The sequence below is a fragment of the Kitasatospora sp. NBC_00374 genome (assembly GCF_041434935.1).
GTDB lineage: Bacteria > Actinomycetota > Actinomycetes > Streptomycetales > Streptomycetaceae > Kitasatospora.
Window position 1 is genome coordinate 769,477 of the sequence record NZ_CP107964.1, and the last position, 23,816, is coordinate 793,292.

21 protein-coding genes are annotated in these 23,816 nt (G+C 75.7%); 11 read left to right on the forward strand and 10 right to left on the reverse strand.

All coding sequences use genetic code 11. From position 1 onward, the window contains the following. Positions 1-37: 37 nt before the first annotated feature. The 6 genes from OG871_RS03640 (at position 38) to OG871_RS03665 (ending at position 3,315) form a co-directional block, all read left to right on the forward strand. On the forward strand, positions 38-373 hold the full coding sequence (locus OG871_RS03640) for a hypothetical protein (RefSeq protein ID WP_371494179.1): 336 nt from the start codon (positions 38-40) through the stop codon (positions 371-373). Positions 374-432: 59 nt separating this feature from the next. After that, the gene (locus OG871_RS03645) at positions 433-738 is read left to right on the forward strand and encodes a hypothetical protein (RefSeq protein ID WP_371494180.1); all 306 of its coding nucleotides are present in this window, start codon (positions 433-435) and stop codon (positions 736-738) included. Between the two features lie 222 nt (positions 739-960). Then, positions 961-1,242 (forward strand): hypothetical protein, encoded by a 282-nt coding sequence (locus tag OG871_RS03650; protein WP_371494181.1) that lies wholly within the window; start codon positions 961-963, stop codon positions 1,240-1,242. Between the two features lie 371 nt (positions 1,243-1,613). Continuing rightward, positions 1,614-2,123, forward strand: a complete 510-nt coding sequence (locus OG871_RS03655; protein WP_371494182.1) for a PaaI family thioesterase — start codon at positions 1,614-1,616, stop codon at positions 2,121-2,123. Further along, positions 2,120-2,518, forward strand: coding sequence for a hypothetical protein (locus OG871_RS03660; protein WP_371494183.1), 399 nt, complete (start codon positions 2,120-2,122; stop codon positions 2,516-2,518). The genes OG871_RS03655 and OG871_RS03660 overlap by 4 nt, the downstream gene beginning before the upstream one ends. After that, positions 2,515-3,315, forward strand: coding sequence for a calcium-binding protein (locus OG871_RS03665; protein ID WP_371494184.1), 801 nt, complete (start codon positions 2,515-2,517; stop codon positions 3,313-3,315). The genes OG871_RS03660 and OG871_RS03665 overlap by 4 nt, the downstream gene beginning before the upstream one ends. A gap of 3 nt (positions 3,316-3,318) precedes the next feature. Here the strand turns inward: OG871_RS03665 and OG871_RS03670 are convergent, their stop codons facing one another. Next, positions 3,319-4,173, reverse strand: coding sequence for a nitrilase-related carbon-nitrogen hydrolase (locus OG871_RS03670; RefSeq protein ID WP_371494185.1), 855 nt, complete (start codon positions 4,171-4,173; stop codon positions 3,319-3,321). Positions 4,174-4,400: 227 nt separating this feature from the next. On the opposite strand from OG871_RS03670, the gene OG871_RS03675 reads away from it, so the two are divergent. Genes OG871_RS03675 through OG871_RS03690 form a run of 4 tightly spaced genes read left to right on the forward strand, consistent with a single transcriptional unit; the run spans position 4,401 to position 8,944 of the window. Beyond that, complete coding sequence (locus OG871_RS03675) at positions 4,401-4,988, forward strand: hypothetical protein (protein WP_371494186.1); 588 nt, start codon at positions 4,401-4,403, stop codon at positions 4,986-4,988. Between the two features lie 59 nt (positions 4,989-5,047). After that, positions 5,048-6,805, forward strand: coding sequence for a serine/threonine-protein kinase (locus tag OG871_RS03680; protein WP_371494187.1), 1,758 nt, complete (start codon positions 5,048-5,050; stop codon positions 6,803-6,805). Positions 6,806-6,827: 22 nt separating this feature from the next. After that, on the forward strand, positions 6,828-7,508 hold the full coding sequence (locus OG871_RS03685; protein ID WP_371494189.1) for a hypothetical protein: 681 nt from the start codon (positions 6,828-6,830) through the stop codon (positions 7,506-7,508). A gap of 38 nt (positions 7,509-7,546) precedes the next feature. After that, on the forward strand, positions 7,547-8,944 hold the full coding sequence (locus OG871_RS03690) for a cytosine permease (protein WP_371494190.1): 1,398 nt from the start codon (positions 7,547-7,549) through the stop codon (positions 8,942-8,944). A 34-nt stretch (positions 8,945-8,978) separates the two neighbouring features. Here OG871_RS03690 and OG871_RS03695 read toward each other — a convergent pair whose 3' ends face one another. Both OG871_RS03695 and OG871_RS03700 read right to left on the reverse strand, forming a co-directional pair. Then, the gene (locus OG871_RS03695; RefSeq protein WP_371494191.1) at positions 8,979-11,639 is read right to left on the reverse strand and encodes a LuxR C-terminal-related transcriptional regulator; all 2,661 of its coding nucleotides are present in this window, start codon (positions 11,637-11,639) and stop codon (positions 8,979-8,981) included. Positions 11,640-11,760: 121 nt separating this feature from the next. Beyond that, the gene (locus OG871_RS03700; protein ID WP_371494192.1) at positions 11,761-12,189 is read right to left on the reverse strand and encodes a hypothetical protein; all 429 of its coding nucleotides are present in this window, start codon (positions 12,187-12,189) and stop codon (positions 11,761-11,763) included. A gap of 421 nt (positions 12,190-12,610) precedes the next feature. On the opposite strand from OG871_RS03700, the gene OG871_RS03705 reads away from it, so the two are divergent. Then, a complete protein-coding gene (locus tag OG871_RS03705; RefSeq protein WP_371503204.1) occupies positions 12,611-14,254 on the forward strand; it encodes a cytochrome bc complex cytochrome b subunit in 1,644 nt (547 codons plus the stop codon). Positions 14,255-14,312: 58 nt separating this feature from the next. Here OG871_RS03705 and OG871_RS03710 read toward each other — a convergent pair whose 3' ends face one another. The 7 genes from OG871_RS03710 to OG871_RS03740 all read right to left on the reverse strand — a co-directional run bounded on the left by OG871_RS03710 (position 14,313) and on the right by OG871_RS03740 (position 23,735). After that, positions 14,313-14,624, reverse strand: a complete 312-nt coding sequence (locus OG871_RS03710) for a hypothetical protein (RefSeq protein ID WP_371494194.1) — start codon at positions 14,622-14,624, stop codon at positions 14,313-14,315. Positions 14,625-14,935: 311 nt separating this feature from the next. Then, complete coding sequence (locus OG871_RS03715; protein WP_371494195.1) at positions 14,936-15,421, reverse strand: hypothetical protein; 486 nt, start codon at positions 15,419-15,421, stop codon at positions 14,936-14,938. Between the two features lie 116 nt (positions 15,422-15,537). After that, positions 15,538-16,146 (reverse strand): GNAT family N-acetyltransferase, encoded by a 609-nt coding sequence (locus OG871_RS03720; RefSeq protein WP_371494196.1) that lies wholly within the window; start codon positions 16,144-16,146, stop codon positions 15,538-15,540. 39 nt (positions 16,147-16,185) lie between these two features. Then, positions 16,186-16,923 carry an SOS response-associated peptidase gene (locus OG871_RS03725; protein ID WP_371494197.1) on the reverse strand — a complete coding sequence of 246 codons (738 nt, stop codon included), beginning with the start codon at positions 16,921-16,923 and terminating at the stop codon, positions 16,186-16,188. 103 nt (positions 16,924-17,026) lie between these two features. Then, entirely contained in the window at positions 17,027-18,895 is a 1,869-nt protein-coding gene (locus OG871_RS03730) for a hypothetical protein (RefSeq protein WP_371494198.1), read from the reverse strand. Next, on the reverse strand, positions 18,892-22,518 hold the full coding sequence (locus OG871_RS03735) for a DUF5682 family protein (protein WP_371503205.1): 3,627 nt from the start codon (positions 22,516-22,518) through the stop codon (positions 18,892-18,894). The genes OG871_RS03730 and OG871_RS03735 overlap by 4 nt, the downstream gene beginning before the upstream one ends. Positions 22,519-22,553: 35 nt before the next feature. After that, the gene (locus tag OG871_RS03740) at positions 22,554-23,735 is read right to left on the reverse strand and encodes an AAA family ATPase (RefSeq protein WP_371494199.1); all 1,182 of its coding nucleotides are present in this window, start codon (positions 23,733-23,735) and stop codon (positions 22,554-22,556) included. Between the last annotated feature and the right edge of the window lie 81 nt (positions 23,736-23,816).

Here is a 23,816-nt window from a genome sequence, read left to right on the forward strand (position 1 = left end):
GCCGTGGACGGGCCGGACCCGCACTCAGAGGAGAGAGATGGACACCCACGATCCTGCTCCCGCCTGCCCCGGCGCCATCACCTGCACCAGCGAGCCGATCTACCACGAGCTCCTCGACCGCTGGCGCACCCGGGGGTTGACGCTCCCCGGCACCACCACCCCCGTACCGGGGCTGCTGACGTACGGGGACGGAGCAGCCCCCGGCCTGGTCGCCGCCCGCAGGCCGGGCCCGGCCGGGACGCCGACGACCGAACCGCCCGCGCCGGCCGGGAGCCTCGGCGCGCAGTCCGCCGAACGGCCGTCGTCTGCCGGAGGGCGGGAGCCCGCCCAGGAGCCGAAGCCCGCCGAGGAGCGGGCCCCGGCCGAGCCCTGAGCTCCGCCGGAACGTGTCCGGGCACGGCCCCCCGATCCCGGCGTGAACTCATCGGACGCGTGAGCCACTTCCTGTACGACGTCACGGGCAGCACGGTCGACGAGCCCGACGCGGACACCATGCGGCGCGTCCTGGACGGCCTCGCGGACGCCGACGACGAGCATCCCGACGTGTCCCTGTCCCACGAGAGCGGCTGGTGCCTCAGCGCGTTCGCCGGCGGCCTGCTGGTCTGGGAGAACACCGAGGACTCGGCGGCAGAGCCCGGCGAGCTGCGCGAGGTCTCCCGGGACGAGGTCCTGCGGCTGTTCGGACTCCTCGCCGCCGGCGACATCGCCGCGGTCGACGCGCTCCCCTGGCGCAGGTGAGCGGCCCGGACCCGTACGTCAGCGGGGCGGCCGAGAGACACGCGAGACCCTGGCCCGCCTCGGGCCGGTGCGGGGCGACGGTGTCCTCGACGCCACCTGGATGTACACCGTGGAGTGGGGAGACGTCGACCTGACCGCGGGCGCCGACGAATCCGACTGGTACGGCCCGCAGCCGGCCGAGCTGCTGCTGGTGAACGTCGTCCTGAGCCGGGCTGAGCACCCGTGCCGCCGGATCCCGCCTGGCCCGGAATCGGCCGGGGCACCCTGGCGCCGCAGGCGTGGCGCGGGCCCGCAGCCGTCCCGGTGGTGCTGGACGACGTCGACCTGTTCGGCTACCCGGAGGCCGAGGTGCGGGAGGCGCTGGGCGAGCCGTGCCCCGAGGTCCTGCTCGCACCCGCCGAGCCGGGCGGCCATCTGCGGGCGGTCTCGTTCTGGTCCCGGCTGCCGCCCGGGACCGGGGAGTCGACCCGCGACAAAGCCGCGGCGCCGGACCTCGGGTACTAGGAGCGGCTGTGGACCACCGAGCGGGACGCGTGGCAGATCGAGCGGACGGCCGGTGGCCACCGGATCGTCAGGAGAGGCGACCCGCCGATGGACCTGCTGCTCTGCGACGACACACTGACGGATCTCGTCGTCGCCCGGATGATCGCGGCCGGCGTCGAGGTCGTGACCGGACGAACCGCGAAGTGACCGCGGGCGCGGCAGGAGTGGCCCGAAGGCCCGGCGGCCGCCGCCGGGGTGCTCGCCGGTTCCCCCGAAGGCCCCGTCCTCGGGGCTCCGGTACCGGCCGCGTTCGTCGCGCCGTCCGCCGTGACGGCGGAAGGTGAGTACCGCCTACTCATGTCCCCGCTCCCGGCGGCGCCGAGGATTCAGTCATGACGGTACCCAACCCCCGAACCCCCTCCTCGGAGTCGTCCGCGACGGCGGCAGGCCCGGCGGGCCTGTCCGGCGAGGAGCTGCTGCAAGCCGTGGTCGACGGCCGGATCGCCGCGCCCCCGATCTCCACCACCCTCGGATTCTCGCTGACCGCCGTCCGGCCTGGCCACGCCGCGGTGGCGGGTGAGACCGGCCCGCATCTCGGCAACATCAACGGCACGGTCCACGGCGGCTATCTCGCCACGCTGATGGACTCAGTGCTCGGTGCCTCGGTGCTCACCCTGTTGCCACCGGGCGCGGGCATCTCGACGGTGCAGCTGAACGTGAACTTCGTCCGTCCCGTCCCGATCGGCCTCGGCCCGCTGCACTGCAGCGCCCACGTCGTGCACCTGGGGCGGACGTTGGCGACCGCGCAGGCCCAGCTGGTGGGCATGGACGGTGGGCGGCTGCACGCCCACGCCACGGCCACCGTCGCCATCTCCCCGCCCGACCTCCGCACCGAGTGTTGACCGCCCTCCCCCTCGCGGCGCGACCCCTGCTCCTGTCCGTCGCCCTGGCGGCTTTCGGGGTGGGACCGCTGGTGCACTGGGCCGTCCTCCGGTACGCCCGGAGCACGGCCGCCCGGCGGGAGGCCGAGGCACGGGGCTCGGGCCCGACGGCCGTCGGGACCGTACTCTCCGTGCGCCCGACGGGCCGGTGGCTGGACGGCAGCCCGGTGCTGGCCGTCCGGATGCGGGTGGAGGCGGGCGCCGGCTCCCCCGCCCGCGAGGCCCGGTGCTCGGTGGCGCCGTCCTTCGCCCTGCGGGAAGGCCGCAGTTACCGCATCCGCGTCTGCCGCCGCGACCGGTTCACCGTCCTGGAGGACCGACAGATCCCGCAGACCTCACCGAAGGGCCGACGATGACTCTCCGCAGCACAGGCACCATGGCCGCCATGGCCACCGCGGCCGCCGCAGCCCTCGTCCTCCCCCAGGCCGCGCTCTGCGGCGGCACGGCGCAGGCCGCCGCCACCGGCCCCGCGCCGGCGCCCGCCCTCGGCGACCCGGTGGTCGTGAACGCGTTCGTGGAGGTGGACCCCCACGGGGTCGTCTCCTTCACGGCCGGGACGGGACGGGACGACACCGTGCGGGTGTCCGACCGTACGTCGCGGGGATTCGGCCCGCCGGGCACCGTGACCATCCGTACGAGCGGATCCGGCTTCGTCCGCACGGGGCCCGGCTGTATCCCTCTCGGCCCGTTCATCACGTGCTACAACCCCGACCGGCGGTTGCAGGGCATCCGGATCGACACCCGGGACGGTGACGACACCGTCGTGGTCGACCGGACCGGCGCGAGCGCGAGCGACAGCTCGCTGCACTGGATCACCGTGGCCGGCGGCACCGGGTCGGACCGGATCACCAACGACACCGCCCTGCAGGGCAGCCTGTACGGCGACGCCGGCGACGACGTCGTCCAGGGCGGCCGGGGCCCGGACGTGATCATCGGCAGTGCGGGCGACGACACCCTGCGCGGCGGGACCGGGGACGACACCCTGCTGGGCGGCAGCGGTCGCGACACCCTCCTCGGCGAGGGGGGCCGTGACCACCTGCACGGTGGCGCCGGTGAGGGCAACGTCCTGGACGGCGGGCCGGACACGGACAGCTGCGACTTCGCCAACCCGGGTGGATCCCGGGCGAACTGCGAGGACGGTAGCGATGACTGACGGTCAGTCGGAGCCGGGCCGCCAGGCTCGGTAGAGCGCGGGCCGGCGGTCCCGGTGCACGTCGTTGCGCGGGCCGACGGCCTTGGAACGGGCCTGGGCCAGGGCGCAGTCCGCCAGTAGCAGTGCCGGGCCGCCGTCGTGCGGCGGCCCGGCCATCAGCATGCCGTCCGGGTCCGCGATGACCGAGCCGCCGACCCAGTCCGTGCCGCGTTCGCTCCCCGTCCGGTCGCACGCCGCGACGAACATCCGGTTGGCGGCCGCGGCCGCGCGGACCCGGACGACCTCCATCGGCGCCCCCGCGGCGACGGGCGCGAGCACCGGCCAGTTCACCGGCGCGCACAGCAGGTCCGCGCCGCCCAGCGCGGGGATCCGGACCCACTCCGGGAATTCGAGGTCGTAGCAGACCATCAGGGCGATCCGGCCGTGCGCCGTCTCCAGGACGGGCGGGGCCGCGTCACCGGGGACGAAGACCGTGCTCTCCAGGTCCCACAGATGCGCCTTGCGGTAGACGGCCCGCAGGCCCGTGGCGTCCACCGCCACCGCGGAGTTGCGCAGCAGCCCCGCCCGGTCGCGCTCGCACAGGCCGCCGACGACCAGCAGGCCGAGGCGCGCCGCCAGGTCCTGCCACTGCCGGACGGTCGGGCCGTCCAGCGGCTCGGCCAGGGCTGCGGCCTCGGCCTGCCCGGCGAGCCGGTAGCCGCTGTTGGTGAGCTCCGGCAGGACCACGATCCGGGCACCGAGGCGGGCGGCGGCCGTGATCGCCCGGGCCGCGCGGGCGCGGTTGGTGTCGGGCGAGCCCACCGCGAGGGGGATCTGCAGGCAGGCGATCCGGGTGGTCGCGGTCGGGTCGTCGGTCATCGGCGGGTACCTCGCTGGGCTCACTGGGCTCGGATGTCTCGGTGGCCGGAGTCTGCCGCGGGGCGGCGCCCCGGCGGATGAGTAGCCGCTGCTCAGACGTGGTGGGCACGGACGGGCGGCGGTTGAGTAGCGGCTACTCACGACCGGGCACCGGCGATCTTGATCTGCTGTGACCGGCGCGGTGAACAGGACCCGCGCCGCACTCGCACCCACCACAGGGAGACCCGATGAAGAACCGACGCTGGGCGGAGCGCCTGGGCGCCGTCGCCGCCGTCGTCGCGCTGGGGCAGCCGGCCCTCGCCTCGACCGCGCACGCGGACATCCACCCGCTGGACAACGGCGGGTTCGAGCTGGGCGCCGCGGGGTGGCGGCAGAGCTCGACCGTCCCGGGCTACCGGCCGATCGGCAACCAGCCGTCGCCCGCCGCGCACTCCGGCACCTGGAAGGCCGTGCTGGGCGGCCACGGCGTCGGCGCCGACACGGTGTCCAGGACCTTCACCGTCCCGGCGTTCGCGTCCACCCGCGTCAGCTACTGGCTGCACGTCGAGGACCCGCGGTCGGGCGACCGGGGCTTTCGCCAGCTGGTGGTGGCCCTCACCTCGGAGGACGGGGTCACGTACGCGTCCGACTCCTTCACCAACAAGGACTGGACCGAACGCTACGAACGCCGGGAGCTGACCCTGCCGGACGGGTTCGTCGCCGCCGTGCCGCGGCAGCTCACGCTGACCTTCCTCGCCGCCGAGGGTGTCGGCAACCACCACCCGTTCCTCGTCGACGACGTCGACATCACCACCACCGTGCGCCTGCAGCTGTGACACCGCCGCGCACACCGGCCACCACGCGACACAGCGACAGAGAACGGACGACGAAGGCAATGAGCGGGAACGCGCACTGGGAGGTGCCCGGTTACACCACACGGCGGGAGCTGGGCCGGGGAGCGTGCGGGCGGGTGGTGGAGGCGTCGCACGACGCCTCCGGCGGCCTGGTCGCCGTCAAGTACCTGACGCACGGCGCACCGGACGCGTTCCGCGCCGAGGCGGGGCTGCTGACGGGCATCCGGTCACCGCATGTGACGCGGCTGTACGAGTACGTCGAGCATGCCGAAGGGGCCGCCATCGTCATGGAGTTGGTGGACGGCGTCGCCCTGCGCGCCCTGCTCCGCCAGGAGGGCCCGACCGGGGCCGAGGCCGCGCTCACGGTGCTCAAGGGCTCGCTGCTGGGCCTGGCGGCCGCGCACGCGGCCGGGGTGGTGCACCGGGACTACAAGCCGGAGAACGTGCTGGTCGGCGTCGACGGCGCCTCCAAGCTGGTGGACTTCGGCATCGCCGTCACCAGCGGTTCGGCCGCCGGGGTCTGCGGCACCCCGCCCTACATGGCGCCGGAGCAGTGGGCCGGGCAGCCGGTGACACCGCTCACCGACGTGTACGCGGCGACCGCCGTCTTCTTCGAGTGTCTGACCGGCGCGAAGCCCTACTCCGGGACGACGGCACTGGAGTTGGCGGTCCAGCACGTCGAGGCACCCATCCCGGACGACCGGGCGGCCGAGGCGCTGCGTCCGCTGATCCGCCGCGGCCTGGCCAAGCGGCCGTCCGAACGGCCGCGGGGCGCGGCCGCGTTCGCGGCGGAACTGGAGGCGGCCGCGACCGCCGCGTACGGCGAGGACTGGGAGGTGCGCGGGCGGCGGCGGATGGCCGCGCTGCTCGCCGCGCTTCCCCTGCTGCTGGGCACCGGGAACGGTGGCGCGGCCGGCTCGACCGCGCTCGCCACCACCACGCTGGCCGCGCACTCCGACGATCCGCGGGCGGTCCGGGGCGGCCGCGCTCGCGCCGCTCGGCGCACGCCGGCGGCCCTGGCCGCCGCGACGCTGCTGGTGGCGGGGGCGCTGACCGTGTCGGCGCTCGCCTCCGACCGCTCCGGCCCGGCGAGCGACACCGGTGCTCGACCTCAGGCAGGTCCGCAGGCGGGCGCAGCGGCCACGCCGCCCGCCGGGCCGCAGCCCGGGGAGCAGCAGCCCGGCACCGAGGGCCCCACCGGCGGCACGGACCCGGGCACGGAGCCGGGATCGCCAGGCGGGCCGGGCGCGGCGGGTGCGGCGGGCGCTGCGGGCGCTGCGGGCACCACCGGAGCCCCGGCGCCCGGCGCCTCCGCGCCCGGCGCCTCCGGAGCCGCCCGACCGGGCGGCGGAGCCCCACCGGGCCTTCCGCTGCCGACGGCGACGGCCACGCCGGTGGCACCGCCCGCCACCGCGGTGCCACCCGCGCCGGTGACCACGGCGCCGGCTCCGGCGCCCGCCCCGCTGCGGGTGCTCGCGCTGTCGGTGTCCCAGTTCGGGTGCTCGGGCCGGTACGGCGCCCAGGGCGTGGTGAGCGTGAAGTCCGACGGCGCGGCCGCCGGGACGCTCGTCCTCACCTGGTTCCACGGCAACACCCCGGGCCCCGGCACCACCGTGGCCACGGACCGGATCACGCTGCCCCAGGGGCGGACGGCGTTCAGCAGCACCTACAGCCATGCGTTCGGCTCGGCCGACACGTCCCTCTACTGGGGGGTGCAGGTGACGAGCGTCCCGGCGGCGGCGACCGGCAGCGGGACGTACAAGGTGCTGCGCTCCGACGACTGCAGCCCCGTTCTCTAGACCTCGCCGCACTGGGGGAGACATGTCCGAACGACCCGACCCGCGCCTGGCCTACCGGCGCTCCCCTCGGACGCCCACGCCGGCGGGCCGCTCCGAGGAGCCGACCATCGAGATCGGCCACCCGACACAGGAGTTGACGCTCCGTCAGGCGACGGGCCGCGGGCGGCGGCCGGTGGAGGAGGCGACCAGCGCGACCCTGCTCGACGGCGCGGTCTGGGGTACGCCCCCCGCCGCGAGCCACGACCGGCTCACCTCCGTGTGGCGCGGCAGCGGCGACCACCGCGCACCCGTGCGGGCCCCGGCCGGCCGCCGGCGCAGGACTCGGCGGTGGCTGTTGCCCGCCGGCGTGGCCGTCGCCGTGCTCGGCGCCCTGCTCTGGCAGCGCTCCCACCACGCCCTCGCGGTGACCGGCGTCGCCGTCCGCTCCGACGCCGCCGGGCCGGGCTGCGACCGCACCGTCACGGTCACGGCGGCGCTGCTGACCAACGGCGAGGCGGGCACGGTCGACTACCGCTGGCTGCGCAGCGACGGCGGGGTCTCCGGCCCGATGCGGCAGAGCGTCGAGCGGGGCTCGCGGCGGACCGAGGTCACCCTCCGCTGGTCGTTCGACGGGCCCGGGACGGTGACCGCCACCGCCGAGCTGGAGGTCCTGTCGCCGGGCCGGGCCCGGTCGGCGACCACCTTCACCTACGCCTGCCGGTGACCGGCCGGCGTCCCTCGCACCACACCTAAGGATGTCCTGTGCACCACCCACCCGCTTCCCGCCACGGCCGCGCGACGCCGCCCGTGCTCGAAACGCGTTCCATCGGCTTCGTCCCGCCGGACGAGCGCCGCGGCCAGGTCTGGCACCAGGGGCCGTTCTGGTTCTCCGGCAACTTCGTGCTGACCACGCTGGTGATCGGCTTCATCGGCCCGTCACTCGGGCTGGGGGTCGGCCGCTCGGTGGCGGCCGTCGTCCTGGGCACCTGCTTCGGCACGGTCTTCATGGCGGTGCACGCCAACCAGGGCCCCCGCCTGGGGCTGCCGCAGATGATCCAGTCCCGGGCACAGTTCGGGGTGCGGGGCGCCGTGCTGCCGTTCGCGGCGGTGGTCTTCGTCTACCTGGGGTTCAACGTCTTCAACGTCGTGCTGGCCGCCCAGGGCCTCGAACAGGTCACCGGCGGCGGGCCGGTGCTCTGGTACCCGCTGCTGTCGGCGGTCGCGGTGGTCCTGGCCCTGGTCGGGCACGACCTGCTGCACGCCGTGCAGCGGGCGCTGAGCTGGATCCTCATCGCGGTGTTCGGGGTGCTGACGGTCGGCGCCGCCGTCCACTGGTGGGACGCGCCGGTCGACGCACCGGCCGCGGGCAGCCCGTGGACGGCGTTCCTGGCGACCTTCGCGGCGGCGGCCGGCTACCAGATCAGCTACGCGGTCTACGTGTCGGACTACTCGCGCTACCTGCCCGCGGACGCCGACGCCCGCCGGGTGATCGGGTGGACGTACGCGGGTGCGGCCGCCTCCGCGGTCTGGCTGATGTCGCTGGGCGCCTTCCTGGGCAGCCGCCTGCCGGGCACCGACGCCGTCACCGCGCTGCTCCGGGCGGGCGACGCCGTCCTGCCCGGTTTCGGCGCGGTCGCCGTCCTGGTGTCCTCGCTGGCCCTGGTCGGCGTGATGGGAGTCAACACGTACGGGGCGATGCTGACGGCGGTGAGCGGGGTGGACGCGTTCCGCCGGCGGCGGCCGACGGGCGTCCTGCGGGCGGGCGCGGTGCTCGCGGTCGGTGCGGTGGTGCTCGGGGTGGCGCTCGTCCTGCCCGAGGACTATCTGGGCAGCTTCAACACCTTCATCCTGCTGATGCTCTACGTCCTGGTCCCGTGGACGGCCATCAACCTGGTCGACTACTACGCCGTCCGCAGGGGCCGCTACTCGATCGAGGACATCTTCGACGACCGCGGCAGCTACGGCCGTTGGGCCTGGCGCGGTCTGTCCTGCTACCTGCTCGGGCTGGCGGCGATGCTCCCCTTCCTCTCGACCACCCTGTACACCGGGCCGGTGGCGCGAGCCATGGACGGGGCCGACGTCTCGTTCGCGGTGGGGCTGGTGGTGTCCGGCGGCCTGTACGCGGTGCTCGCGCGGCGTCCGGGAGCCGGGGCCGGGTGAGACCGGGTGAGACCGGCGCGCGGCCGGTCCGGCCTCAGCCGAACCGGCCCGCGAGCTCACGTCGCGTGGTGACGCCGAGCTTGGCGTAGATGCGCTGCAGGTGGTTGTCGACCGTCCGGACGGAGATCGTCAGCCGGGCGGCGATGTCCTTGCTGAGCATGCCCCGGGAGGCGAGCAGGGCGATCTCCTGCTCCCTCCCGGTCAGCCGGACCGCCTCCTCGCCGACCAGCAGGGCCGGTGTCCTGGCGCCTTCGCAGCGCGCCGCGAGCTCCTCGGCGCGGACCGCCGTGGCCGTGGCCCGGCGGGCCCGGCCGCTCTCCCGGAACAGGACGGCGGCGGCCTTGGCGGCCTCGGCCGCCGGCAGGTCGGCGCCGATGGTCTCCAGGTCCGCCGCGACGGCGAGCAGCCGGTCCGGGTCCTGCGCGGCCAGCGCGCCGGCCAGTTCGGCACGTGCCCGGGCGAACGGCCCGTTGCAGCCGGCCGCGATCTCCGCCAGCCGGTCGGCGACCTCGCGCGCCTGCCCGAGCCGGGCCAGGTCGGTCAGCAGGACGGCCTCGAAGGAGACCTGTCCGCGCTCGCGGGCCTCCTCGGCCGCCTGCGCGAGCAGGGCGCGGGCGCGGGTCAGCTCGCCCCGGGCAACGTACAGCCAGGCCTCGCCCAGCTGTTCCTCGGGCATGACCGTCGCGCCCGGCAGCCGGTCGCGTTCGGCCAGCGCCGCCTCGGCCGCGTCGAGGTCGCCCTGCAGTGCGGCGCAGCCGGCGATGCCCGCCAGCGCCATCGGCAGGGCGACCGCGGTGTGCGGGCGCGACGCCCGGGCGACCTCCGCGAACCAGCGGCGGGCCCGTGCCGGATGCCCGGCCAGCCAGGCGCCGCGGCCCAGGTGGAAGGCCAGCAGCCGCCGTTCGGTGTACACGCCGGCGTCCGCGAGGCCCGCGTAGGCCCGCTCGCCCACCGCGCGGGCCTCGGCCAGCCGGCCGCACTCGGTCAGCGCGAGCGCCAGGACGGACAGGTGTGCCGCCTCGTGCGTGGCCACGGCGTACGCGTCGGTGTCGGCGTCGGTGGCCGGGTGGGCGCGGAGGACGCGCCGGGCCCAGTCCACGGCCTCCTCGCCGCGGCCCAGGAACGCGAGCGCCGCGGACCTGGCCGTCGCCGCCATCAGCCACAGCCGGGCGTCCGGTGCCTGCGCCACGTCGGGTTCGAGGTCGGGGTACAGGGCGAGGCTGTGCGCGAACTCCCCCACCGCGAAGGCCGTGCTCGCCTCGTTGACCGCCAGGGCGCGGATGCCGAGGGGGCTGCGGACGCGGTCGCGGGCGGCATCGATGACCGTCAGGACCTGCGCGTACGGGGCTCCGAGGCCCCAGACGAGGTTCTGGGTGCGGATCAGGACGGCGGTCAGCAGTTCCTGCTCGTCGGCGGCGAGCGCGTCGGCGGCGGCCAGCTCCTCCTCCGCCTCCCGGAAGTCCCCCGCCTCGTACAGGGTCCGCCCGAGCAGCAGCCGGATCGCGAAGCCGTGCTGCTCCCTCGGCACGGCCCGCAGCAGGCCCAGCGCGCGCGGGTACTCCCGGGCGTGCGCGGCCAGCACGGCGGCGTGCACGAGCAGCGCGGGGTCCGCGGTGCCGGTGGCCGCCAGCTGATGGGTGGCCAGGTGGAGCGCGTCCTCGCGGCGGCGGGCGCCGCTCTTCTCCGTCAGGGCGACGTGCCGCAGGAGGGTCTCGCGACGGCGCAGCGCGGTCATGTCGGCGCGCAGCACCTCGCCGTAGAGGGGGTGGGCGAGCCGTACGGCGGTGCGGCGCCGTTCCTGGGCGACGACGACGAGCCCGGACTGTTCCAGCCGGTCGAGGGTGTCCTCGCCGGCTTCCATGGTGAGCCGGGCCAGGGAGAGCGGCTCGCACAGGGCGAGGGCGTCGAGGACGCACCGGCCCGCGGGCGGGGCGACCGCGAGGCGGGCCCGGATCAGGTCGGTGAGCCGGCGGGTGCCGGGCAGCCGCTCCGCGCCGAGCGCCCAGATCTCACCGTCGCTGGTGAGGGCTCCCGAGGTGACCGCTCCGACCACCAACTCCCGTAGGTAGAGCGGGTTCCCGCCGCTGGCGGTGAACAGCTGGCCGGCCGTGTTGTGCCCGACGGCGCCCTGCAGCACCTGCTCCAGCAGGGTCTCGACCTGCGGGAGGCCGAAGGCTGCCAGGTCCAGCTGGTGGACGGCGTCACCGTGTCCGAGGGCGGCGACGGCCTCGCCGTCGGCCTCCCCCGAGCGGACGGATCCGAGCAGCAGGACCACCCCGGCGTCCATCAGCTGACGCAGCAGCATGGCCGAGGTGGCGTCGAGCAGGTGGACGTCGTCGACCAGCAGGACGGTCCGGCGCCGCGGGGTGCCCGCCGGGCGCGCGGACAGCAGCCGGGCCACCTCGGCGAATCCCGCGACCGGGTCCGAGAGGTCGGCCCCGGCGGGGAGCAGGTGGGCGATGGCGCCCAGCGGCACCGAGGCCGCCGCCGCGGTGGCCAGGGCCCGTCCGACGCGGTGACCGGCCGCGGCCGCCAGGTCGGCGCACTCCTCCGCCAGCCGGGACTTGCCGACGCCCGCCGGCCCGAAGACCAGGAACCCGGCCCTGCGCGGGTCGCGCAGGACCTCCTCGAACTCCGACAGCTGGGCCTCTCGCCCCACCAGCGGCCATCGCCGCAGCACGTTCCTCGGATCCATCCCCGTTTCCTTCCACGATCCCCGGGGCGACGACGGTTGAGGGTGATCTTCGTGCGCGGCCCCGGGTGTGCGGAGTATGCCAGAGCCCTCGGACAGGGGTCGTACGGACGCCGGGGCGTGCCTACAGTTCGCGGTCCTCGGCGAGGTCGTCCCAGCGGACGGCGGCCAGGGCGTGATCGGTGCTCCCGGACGTCGGGAGGACGGGGGTGGCCTGGAACCACACGACGGTCAGGGCCGAGTAGTGCAGCACCGTGTCGAGGTCCGGGTCGACCGGGTACGAGCTGAAGGAGCCGGTGCAGGTCACGGCGGGCAGCAGCTCGACGGGGCCGAAGGCGCCGGCGGGGTGGTCGGGATGCTCCCGGACGGGCTCGACCAGGTGCACCGGCCGGGTGCCGCCCTGTCCGGCGTTCTTGACCAGGCGTTCGAGAATGCGGTCGTTCCAGCGCCGGAACGGATAGCCCTCCAGCAATCCGCCGTAGGTGGAGGACATCCGCACGTCCTGGAGTTCGATCGAACGGCCGGACGCGAGCACGAAGTGAGCGAGGGTCATGTTCGGAAACCTACCGGCCGGGGTGCGGCCCGCCCGGGCGGGGCCGGCGCGTCCGTCGAGGATGCGGACGTGGTCGACACGGCCTGATGAGCGTGCGTGCGCATCCACGACACGACAGCATGAGGGGTGTAACCGAGCCGTCACTCCGGGCAACCGGGGTGGCGGGGTCGCGCCGGTGGCCGAGCGAAGGTGGCGGGCCGTCCGGCGCGCAGGCGGCCGCCGCTCCACGACGGCCGCCATCGACGTGGGTACCCCCGAGCGCGCCGGGCCGAAGGACGGCGCCTCGCGCGGTGCCCTTCCTTCCGGAGAGGCGCTTCGATGACCACAGATGCCGACCGTCGACGACCGGCCACGCGGCCTGCCCGGCCACACCGTACGGGCCCGGCCGCGCACTGCCCCGTCGCACCGCGAGGGGGCCGCCATGCGGGCTGACCGGCAGTCGTCCCGTCCCGCGGCCCCGGCGTCGACACGGGAGCAGCCGGCCAACCGGGCCGAAGCGCTCGCGGACTGGACGGACGGGCGCCTGGGCATCTACGGGCTGGCCAAGGCGAACCTGCGCAAGGTCTTTCCCGACCACTGGTCGTTCATGCTCGGCGAGATCGCGCTCTACACCTTCGTCATCATCCTGCTGACGGGCGTGTGGCTGACGTTCTTCTTCAAGCCCAGCATGGGCGAGGTGGTCTACGAGGGTGCCTACGGGCCGCTGAACGGCGTCCGGATGTCGGACGCCTACGCCTCCACCGTGAACATCAGCTTCGACATCCGCGGCGGGCTGCTGATCCGGCAGATCCACCACTGGGCGGCGATCGTCTTCGTGGCGTCGATGCTCGTCCACATGATGCGGGTGTTCTTCACGGGCGCCTTCCGCAAGCCGCGCGAGCTGAACTGGATCTTCGGCGCGCTGCTGCTGATCCTCGGCATGTTCGACGGGTTCATGGGCTACTCGCTGCCCGACGACCTGCTGTCGGGCACCGGAATCCGGTTCATGGAGGGCGCGGTGCTGTCCGTGCCGGTCGTCGGCACGTACCTGCAGATGTTCATCTTCGGCGGCCAGTTCCCCGGCACGGTGATCATCCCGCGGCTGTTCACCGTCCACATCCTGCTGATCCCGGGCATCATGGTCGGGCTGCTCACCGCGCACCTGATCCTGGTCTTCTACCACAAGCACACCCAGTTCGCGGGCGCCGGCCGGACGCAGAAGAACGTCGTCGGCATGCCGCTGATGCCGATCTACATGGCCAAGGCGGGCGGGTTCTTCTTCCTGGTCTTCGGGATCGTGGCGGCGATGTCCGCGATCGCCACCGTCAACCCGATCTGGGCCTACGGGCCGTACCGGCCGGACCAGGTCTCCACCGACGCCCAGCCCGACTGGTACATGGGCTACTCCGAGGGCCTGGTGCGGGTCATGCCCGGCTGGGAGATCTCGGTCTGGGGCGGCCACACCCTCAACCTCGGGGTGTTCGTCCCGCTCATGGTCTTCCCGCTGGTCCTGATCGCCATCTGGACGTACCCGTTCTTCGAGGCGTGGATCACCGGCGACAAGCGCGAGCACCACATCGCCGACCGGCCGCGCAACGCCCCGGTGCGCACCGCCTTCGGCGCGGCGTGGATCTCGGAGTACCTGGTCCTGCTGATCGGCGGCGGCAACGACCTGGTCGCCACCCACTTCCACCTGTCGCTCAACTCGATCACCTACGCCGTCCGGGTCGGCTTCTTCGTCGTCCCGGTGATCGTCTTCTTCGTGGCCAAGCGCTGGTGCCTCGGCCTTCAGCGCCGGGACAAGGAGAAGGTCCTGCACGGCCGGGAGAGCGGCGTCATCAAGCGGCTCCCGCACGGCGAGTTCATCGAGGTGCACGCCCCGCTGCCGCAGGCCCAGATGCACCGGCTCACCGCGCACGACCAGCCCGCTCCCGCACCGGCGCCGGAGCCGACCGGCCCCAAGGGGAAGCCGAACCGGCTCGCCTGGGTCAGGCACCGCCTGTCCGTGGGCTACTTCGGCTCGGACGGGCAGATCGCCAAACCCACCGAGGAGGAGGCCCGCAAGATCGGCAGCGGCCACCACTAGCGGACCGCCCGCAGCCGTCCGGCGCCGAATCCCCACCGGGGGCCGGCGCCGGACGGCGTCAGCCGCGGAGCAGCACCGGGAGCGCCGCCAGCAGGGCCGTGACGGCCATCGCCGCGACACAGGCTCCGGCCCAGCGCGTACAGATGGTCAGACAACGCCGCCGGTAGAACTCCGCCACCCGCCTGGAGCGCCTCGCCGCCCGGTCGAAGACGCCCTCCGTGAAGTCGAGCCGCTCGGCCTCGTAGGCCTCCCGGACCGCCTCGCGCTGGCCGCCGGAGAGCCACGGGAAGCGCTCGACGAATCCGGCCGCCTCGCGCTGCGCGGCGGCCACCTCCGCCTCCCAGGCCAGGTAGCCCTCCAGACGGAACATCCCGGACCGGCACTCCCGCGCCCCGGCGCCCGTACGTCGTCCGCCACCCATGATCCGCTCCCTGCCCGCTCGACCCGCCACCCGGCCGGAGGCCCACGGCACCACCGCCATGCGGCCGCATCCGGGACCCAACGCCTGCGGACAACTACTACCAGTGACGATCCTGCCTGGCCCGGCCGACGCGCGGACGGTGCCCGGGATGGCCGGTCCGCGCGAGGCCTGCGCGCCGGTGCGTTCCGGTGCGTCGGGTCCGCCGCCCGCTCGCCGCAAGGACGCCGGCCGCCTCCGGCCTGCCGCCTGCCGAGCGGTCGTCAGGCGGCCAGATTCAGCGCGGAGGCGAAGGCCGAGAAGGTGGGCGCGACGGTGCGCCACTCGTACAGCTGCGGGTTGGTCCAGATGTCGGTCCCGACCACCCGCGGGTCGAGGGCATCGGTGCGGTAGTCCAGCGCGAGGGCCACATCGTCGCCGGCGAAGCGGCAGACCGCGATGAGCACGGCCTGCTCGACGTCCAGCCACGGCAGCTCGACCGGTGCGTCCCGGGTGGTCCCCCGGACCTCCCGGAACAGCTGGGCCGGCTCGTGGTCGGCGATCCGGTCCAGCGCGACCGACTCGCGCTCGATCCGCTCCAGGCTGGTCAGGAAGTCGAGCGGGTCCTCGAACCACGGGATGAGCCTGGACATCGTGTCGTCGCCGGGGTGGCGCCACCGGCCCTGGGCGAGAAGGGTGCTCAACAGGCTCGGGATCCGCAGTCCACGGACGGTCGCGTCGGGGCCGGGGATGTGATTCGACCGATTCATGGAACAGAGCCTGCCACGTCGCAGGGGGCGTCGACGGTGCGATCCAGCGGCTGCCGAGCCGCGGTCGAGTCCCGCTCGAGCGAGTGGTCCGGCCACCCCCGGGAGATGGCGCCCGGTCAGCGGACAGGGCGCCACATGGTCGTCACCACGTGGCCGCTGGCGAGGGTGATCCGACCGTGCGGGACGAAGCCGAGGCGCCCGTAGCGCACGTCGTTCGCGGGGTTGGAGGACTCCAGGTAGCAAGGGGCGCCGATGGCGTCGACGCGGGTGAGCGCCTCCGCCAGCAGGCCCATGCCGAGGCCCTTGCCACGGTGGTCGTCGTGGGTGCCGAGCAGGCTCAGGTAGAAGTGCGGCTCGGTGGGGTGCACCGCTTCGAACCGCTCGCAGACGATCATGATCGCCCGGGCCACGTCCGGACCGGCGACCTCCGACAGGAGCGGCTCCAGCCCGGCCTCGTCCTCAGGAGTCAGCTCGGTGCCGCCCGGCGGGATCAGGACGGCCACGGCCTCCACGGCGGGCGTCACCAGCGTCCACGGGTAGCGCAGCGCCGAGGTCACGTACAGCCGCCACAGCGCCGCCGCCTGGACCGCGCGCCGCTCGGCGTCCGGAAAGGCCGGTCCCCACAGCGGGTCGTCGAAGAACGCGGTCGTCAGGGTGTCCACCATGGCGTCGACGTCCTGCGGCCCGGCCGGCCGGGCGGGAACGGGACGGTATCCGGGGCTCATCACTCCACCCTAGTCGCGCACCGCGGTCCCGCCCGGTGGTCAGGCGGGGTCGGGGGCCGGGTCCAGGAGGTGCGGGCCGTTGTTGGCCACGTTGTTGACGGCGGTGGACACCGCGGTGGCGGTGAGCTCGCCGCCGGCCGGGGTGTGCAGCAGGGCGCGCAGGCCGTCGGGGTCGGTGTGCGCGGGGTCGAGCCAGGCGTCGACGTCGGCGGGGTCGATGGCGAGCGGCATGCGGGGGTGGATGCGGCCGGCCGCGTCCGTCGCGTCGGTGGTGATCACGGTGCAGGTCGTCCACCAGGCCTGCGGGTCGCCGTCGGGCCGGCTGTCGTCGCGCCAGAACTCGTACAGGCCGGCCATCGCCATCAGGGAGCCGTCGGCGGGGGCGATGAAGTACGGCTGCTTGTGGGCCTTGCCGCCGGGCGGCGCCGGGACGGAGGTCCACTCGTAGAAGCCGTCGGCCGGCAGCAGGCAGCGGCGGGCGCTGAACGCCTTGCGGAAGGAGGGCTTCTCCGCGACGGTCTCCGCCCGGGCGTTGATCAGCCGGGACCCGACGTCCGGGGACTTCGCCCAGGAGGGCACCAGGCCCCAGCGCAGCGCCCGCAGCTGCCGGTGGACGATGTCGGTCTCCCTGTCGGACCGCTCCAGGACCGCCCAGACGTCCTTCGTCGGGGCGACGTTGTAGTCGGGTTCCAGGGCCTCGGTCGGGTCCCACCGGGTCACCCCGAAGAGCTCGACCAGATCCTGCGGACCGGTGGTGGAGACGAATCGACCGCACATGACTCCACGGTCCCACCACCGCGGCCGACCACGCGGGCACGACCCGCCCGGGCCCGCCCACGGGCCCGCGCCGACCCCGGCCCGGTCGGCGCGGGCCCGGCGATCACTCCGCCCAGGTGGCGCGCACCACGGCCCGTTCGGCGCTGGTGAGGTGGACGGCCGCCGCCAGCCAGGCCGAGGCGTACCGGTCGGCGCCGGGCTCGCCCAGCCGGCCGAACACGTCGCGGTGACGGCGGTCCGCCTCGCCGACCAGCGCGGTGGCCAGGCCGGCGGCGCCGTGGAAGCCGGTGCGGCGCAGGGCGGCGGCGTCGGTGCGGGGGTCACCGCTGCGGGCGGCCTCGGCGGCCGCCCGGCGGCCTCCGGTGACGGCGAGTTCCACCAGGCGGCGCACCCGCCACAGCGGGGAGTCGGCGAGCGGGTCGGCCGGGGTGCCGTGCGGCGGGCCGGCCGGTTCGCAGGCGTCCACCGGGGGGAAGTGGGCGCCCTGGAGGGGGTCGTAGCCGAGGTCCGCGTGGCCCTGCCACTGCGGCGGCAGGCGCAGGGTCGCGGCGGCGCCGGGGACGGGGCCGACGGCGAGGGGCCGAAGGGTGGCGGCGCGGTCGGGGTCGATCCGGGCGAGGACGCGGATCCGGACGCCGGGGTGGGCGGCGAGCTGCCGGAGGTTGGCGGTGTGCGCGAGGTCCGGATGGGAGTTGGCCGCCGCGAGGCGGATCAGCGGCCCGCGGGCCGCCGAGGTGGCGGGGTCGAGCTCGCGGGCGATCACGCAGTCGGCGGCGGCGCCGAGCACGACCAGGTCGCAGCCGAGCGGTTCGCGGACGCGTCCGGTCTGCTCGGGGTCGGCGGCCGGTCCGTCGGCGAGCCGGTCGGCGGCGGCCTGGGCCAGCGGGCGGGCGAACAGCGCGGCGAGCGGGCCCGACGTCCAGTCGAGCCCCTTGGCGACGCTCGCCCGAACGCCCTTGCCGGAGCCCAGGCGGCCGTCCTCGGACACGGTGGCACCGGCGATCAGCAGCCCGCCGCGGGAGAGTTCGGCGTGGTTGAGGACGGCGGCGCCCACGGTGACGGTCGCGGTGCCGGCGCCCCGGGCCCGGGCCGGGCCGCCCGGTTTGACGTCGGCGACGGAGTACCAGCGGCCCTCGTCGGTGATCAGATGGGTGACCACGCCGCCGTATCCGGTCGCGCTGATCACCGGTTCCCGGCAGACGCCGTGGACGCGGAGCGCGCCGCCGGGCCGGTAGGCCCGCCGAGCGGTCCCGAGCAGGCCGGGGTCGGGCGGGGCGGAACCGGGCTCGGTGGCCGTCAGCAGGCCGGTGGTGAGCAGGAGTTCACGCAGGGCCGCGACCAGGTCGGCCGACCGGTGGCTGTCGTGGCGGGCGCGCGCCCCGCGCAGGCCCCGGACCACCCGCAGAGCGGCGGCCTCGGCGCGGTGCAGGTCGGCGAGCCGCGCGGTGTGCGCGGCCCGCAGCAGTTCGGCCTGCGGGACGGCTCCGGCGGCGGGGACGCCGGCGGCGAGCACGGCGGCGGTGGCCGACCACAGTCCGGCCGCGGCCCGGACCTGCGCGGCGGTGAGCGGCCGGGCGGCCTCGGCGGGGGCCTCGGCGTCCGGTTCGGGCGCGGCCGGGGCCGCGGCAGCACCGCTGTCGGTGTCCGCCGGCGCCGGGGCGGTCTCCGGGTCGGCCACCGGGCAGGCGCTCAGGACGGCCGCCCGGTGCAGGCAGCGCGGCGCCAGCAGGCAGGAGCAGTGCACCTGGTCGTGGTCGGTGACGGCGCCGGACGGCCCGGGGATGAGCGTGACCAGGGCGTCCTCGCCGCAGGTGACGGTGACCGCGCCGCCGCCGGCGGTGGTGACGGGCAGCGCCGCGTAGAGCTCGACGGCGGCGTCCAGCTTCTTGCGCAGCCGGGAGGTCAGGGCCTCGACGGCGGCGGCGACGGTGTCCGGCGCCGCGGGTGGCAGACCTGTGGTGGGAGGTGTCATCGGGTTTCTCCGCGGAGGCGGTCGCCGACCCAGCGGGCGAGGGCGAGGGGGCTGAGGGCGGCGACGGGCATGCCGGCGGCGACGAGTTGCTGGGCGACGGGCACCGAGTAGCGGGGCGCCCCGGTGTCGTCGAGCGCCGCGCAGCCCATCAGGTGCACGCCGGAGGAGGCGAGCGAGCGCACCTCGGCGAGCAGGCCGCCCAGCGGGTAGCCCTCCTCGAAGTCGCTGACGACCACGACGAGGGTGCGGCTCGGCACGGTCACCAGGGAGCGGGCCTGGGCGAGTCCGGCGGCGATGTGGGTGCCGCCGCCGACCTTGACCTCCAGCAGCAGGGAGAGCGGGTCGGCGACCCGGTCGGTCAGGTCGATCACCTGGGTGGAGAAGGCCAGGAAGTGGGTGGACAGGGTCGGTACGCCGCCGAGGACCGCCGCGGTGAGGGCGGACCAGATGACCGAGGCCTCCATCGAGCCCGAGACGTCGACGACCAGGATCAGCCGCCAGTCGGCCTCCTTCCGGGAGCGGGTGCTGAACACCGGGTTCTCGGGGACGACGACCGTCCGGCCGTCGGGCAGGCGCCGGGTGTGTGCGAGGTTGGCGCGCAGGGTGCGCGGCAGGTCGAGCCGACCACCGGGCCTGCGGGTGGGCCGCGGGTTGGCGAGGCCGGTGAGGGCGGGGCGCAGCCGGGTGGCGAGCTCGCGGGAGAGTTCGTCGACGAGGCGGCGTACCAGGGGGCGCAGCCGGGCGAGGCGCTGTTCGGGCATGCCTCCGGCGAGGTTGAGCACGGAGGTCAGCAGGTCGACGGACGGGCGGACGGATTCGGGGTCGAGTTCGGTGAGGACGTCGGTGCGGCCCGCGTCGACGGCCCGGCCGAGCACCTCCTCCCGGACGTCCGCGCCGAACAGGGCGTCGAGTTCCTCGGCCCACTCGCGGGCGGTGGGGAAGGAGGCGCCCTGACCGCCGCCGTCGCCGGTGGCGCCGGCGAGGTCGCCGGCGCCTTCGCCGCGCCCGGCGCCGTAGAGCTCGTCGAGGGCGTGGGCGTAGCGACGGGCGTCGGCGGGGAGCCGTTCGGGTTCCCGGCCGAGCAGCAGGCGCCAGCGGTCGGCAGGGGCGAGGCGGTGTGCGGGGGACGGTACCGGGGACGGTGCGGGGCTCGTGGGGGTGTCGGGCCCGGCTTCGGCGGCGGCCGCGGGCGGCGGAGCGGGAGCGGGTCCGGGCCGGTCGGCGGGGGTGCCGGTGGCGGTGAGGCCGGTGGTGGTGAGGCCGGGCAGCCGCAGGGCCGTCAGGGCGGCGGTGGCCGCCGCGTCGGCCGCGGTCCAGAGGGCGATCAGTTCGGGCGGGGCGGTCAGGGTGAGGTCGAGCCGGTCGCCGAGGCGGTCGGTGACGGTCCGCAGGAGGCGGTCCCGGCCGGCGGGTGCGAGGGCGTCGAAGCCGCCGCGCAGGGCCGGGAGGCGGTCCAGGAATTCCCGGTCGGGGAGGGTGTCGACGCGGTCGAGCAGGGGGCCGAGGGCGTCGGGGGCGGACTGCAGCAGCGGGCCGCCGGCGGTGAGCAGGCCGGTCAGCAGGCGGCCGAGCCGGTGGCGGGCCTCGGGGTGGGTGGCGGTGTCGATCCAGCCGGCGGCGCGGGCTCCGAGGGTGTCGGCGCCGTCGAGGTCGAGCAGGACCCGGGCGGCCAGCGCCGCGCCCTGGACGAGCGGGGAGCCGGTGCGCGCGAGGGTGCCGAGGGCGTCGTCCATCCGCAGGCCGAGACGGTGTTCGCCGGCGCGGGTGGCGAGGGCGACGAGGGCGGCTGCGTCCTGTGGGTCGTCGCTGCCGGCGAGGCCGGGCAGGGCGCGGACGGCGGCTTCGAGCAGGGTGACCGCCAGTTCGGCGGCGCGTTCGCGTCCGGCGGGGGTGGTGCCGGGCAGGTGGGAGCGGCGCAGGGCCTCCATCAGGTCGAGGGCGGTGAGGAGTTCGGGGAGGGTGGCACTGGACGGCAGGACGGTCTCGGCTTCGGCGAGCCGCTCGGTGACCAGGTCGGACAGGTCGCAGCGGGCGGCGGCGCGCAGGCCGTCGAGGAGCTGGGTGCTGGTGGGGCCGCCGTCCGCTCGCTCGCGGCGGGCGGTCTCCCGGAGGGTGCCGGCGGCGGCGAGCGCCGCGGTGACCCCGCGTACGCCGGCGAGGTCGAGGCGGGCCGCGACGGACGGTGTCCAGGCCAGTCGCCAGCGGGTGGTGAGCGCGGTCGCGTCGCCGGCGGCGGTGACCTCGACGGGTTCGCCGTAGCCGATGCCGCAGACCTGGAGGCGTTGCAGCAGGATCTCGCGGCGGGCGTCGAGGGCGGAGCGCAGCGGGTCGAGGCGCAGTTCGCGGGAGTCGGGTTCGTCCGGGCAGGGCAGGCGCAGGGTGGTGAGTTCGGCCTCGACGCCGGGGCCGAGCCCGGAGCGGGGGGTGCCGGGGGCGGTGCGGCCCCGGTCGGTGCCGACCAGCACGGTTTCGAGGGCCTGGGCGAGGGCTCGGCCGCGGCCGAGCGGCTCGCCCTGCCCGAGCACGGTCGTGACTGCTTCGAGCACCTCGCCGCGGCCGGGGGCCGGGAGGTTGCGCAGCCGGGCGAGGTCGCAGGCCAGGCGCAGGGTCTCGGTGGCCTCGCCGGTGCCCGCGGTGTGCCCGGCGGCGCGCATCTCGCGGCACAGGTCGGTGATGGCACGGGCGGCCGCGGTGCGGACCTGGTCGGGGTCGCCGCCGGCGGTGAGGACGGCCTGCTGCCACTTCGGGTCACGGATGCCGGCCGGGTAGCCGGACCGGGAGTCGAGCAGCCCGAAGGTGTACGGGACGAGCGAGGTGGCGATCGTCGTCCCGGGGGTTTCGGCGGGTTCGGCGGTGGGGGCCGCCGGTGCGGCGGTGGCCTCGGTGAGCAGGGCGGACGCGTGGAAGGACCCGACGACCGCGGCGACCCGGGCGCCGTCGGCGCCGGCCTCGGCGATCACCGCGCGCATGTGGGCCTCGCGGGCGAGGTCGGTGGCGGGGACACCGCCGCGTTCGGCGGTGTCGCGGCGCAGTGCCCAGCCCACGCCGAGGGCGGCGCGCCGGACGGCGTCCGGCGGGCAGCCGGGGGCGCGCACCTCGACGGAGCGGTCCCACAGGTCGTCGCCGTCGCGGCCGGTGCCGGCGGCGGCCAGCGCGTCGGCGAAGGCGGTGCCGCCGTGCCCGTCGGCCGGCTTGCCGGGCTCGTCGGCGGGCCCGGCCGGCGCGGTCTCGGGTCCGGTGGCGGACCAGCGCGGGTCGGCCATCGGCAGGTCGCAGCAGACCACCCGGGCACCGTGCTCGCGCGCCCAGCGGACGGCGGCGAGCTCGGGCGAGAAGTCGGCGAACGGGTAGAAGCCGAGCCGCCCGTCCTCGCCGGCCCCGGCGAGGGCCACCGGGGCGAGGGTCTGCGGGTCGGCCAGGTGCGGGAGCCAGTGCTGGAAGTCGGCCGGGAGTTCGACGCAGACCACCTGGGCGCCGGCGGCGTCCAGCAGCGCGGGTACGGCGGCGGCCAGGGCGGGGCTGTGGTGGCGTACGCCGATCAGGTAAGGCCTCGCGGAGGCGGCCAGGGTGTCCACCACGGCACGGGGGTCGGTGGCGGCGGGGTCGGTGGCCGCGGGGTCGATGGGTGCGGCGGTGTGCGCCGTCGTACGGGGGTCGGTCACCGCAGGTTCTCCCGCAGGTCCCACAGGCGGCGCCACATGGCGGAGCCGTCCTCGGCGCGGCGGCGGACCGGACCGTCCCAGTAGCCGAGCAGGCGGGCGTGGTCGGCGGGGTCGTCCTTGCGCACGGCGCCGAGGAGGTGCCCGGGGACGAGGTCGAGCACGTCGCCGCCGGCGAGGTAGGCGGAGGCGAGGCCGAGCGAGGAGGCCACGTGGACGGCCTCGGCGGTGGACATCACGGTGCCGGGGCGTTCGAGGTCCCAGCCCTCGGCGGAGCGGCCGGTGCGCAGGTCGCGGAAGACGGTGACCAGGACGTCGAGGACGGCGTCGTCGACGGCGAAGGCGGCGCCGGCGCGCTGGACGGCGGCGGTGGCCTGGCCGCGGACCAGCGACATCTCGGCCTCGGCGTCGGCGATCGGGTGGACGGTCTCGAAGTTGAAGCGCCGCTTGAGGGCCGCGGACATCTCCGAGACGCCGCGGTCGCGGAGGTTCGCCGTGGCGAGGACGGTGAAGCCCGGGGCCGCGGCGACGGAGGCGTCGGGGGTGCCCGCGAGCTCGGGGACGTTCACCCGGCGGTCGGAGAGGATGGAGACCAGGGCGTCCTGCACCTCGGGCAGGCAGCGGGTGATCTCCTCGATCCGGGCGACCCGGCCGGTCCGCATGGCGGTGAGCACCGGGGAGGCGACGAGGGCCTGCGGGGTCGGCCCCTGGGCCAGCAGCAGGGCGTAGTTCCAGCCGTAGCGGAAGGCGTCCTCGGTGGTGCCCGCGGTGCCCTGCACGGTGAGGTCGCTGGTGCCGCTCACGGCGGCGGACAGCAGTTCGGAGAGCATCGACTTGGCGGTGCCGGGCTCGCCGACGAGCAGCAGGCCCCGCTCCCCCGCGAGGGTGACCACGCAGCGTTCGACCAGGGCGCGTTCGCCGACGAACTTGGGGGCGATCACCAGCTTCGCCGGCAGCCTGCCGGCGGCCCGGCGGCGGGCCGGGAGGTTGAGGGCCTCGCCGCCGCTGCCGCAGACGAAGGTGACCACGGCGCTCGGGGTGAGCGCCCATCCGGGCGGGCGGGGACCGTCGTCGAGGGCGGCGAGGAAGGCGAGTTCGTCGGCGTACCGCTCCTCGGCGGGCAGGATCTGCCGGGCCGGCGGGGCCTGGGGGGCCGTGGTCTGGTCGGTCGTCGGGGTCATCCGGGGTCCTCCGGTTGCGGGGTCGGCCGGGGCCGACCGCGGGGTGGTCGAAAAGGTGGAACGGGCCGAGGGGTGGTGCCG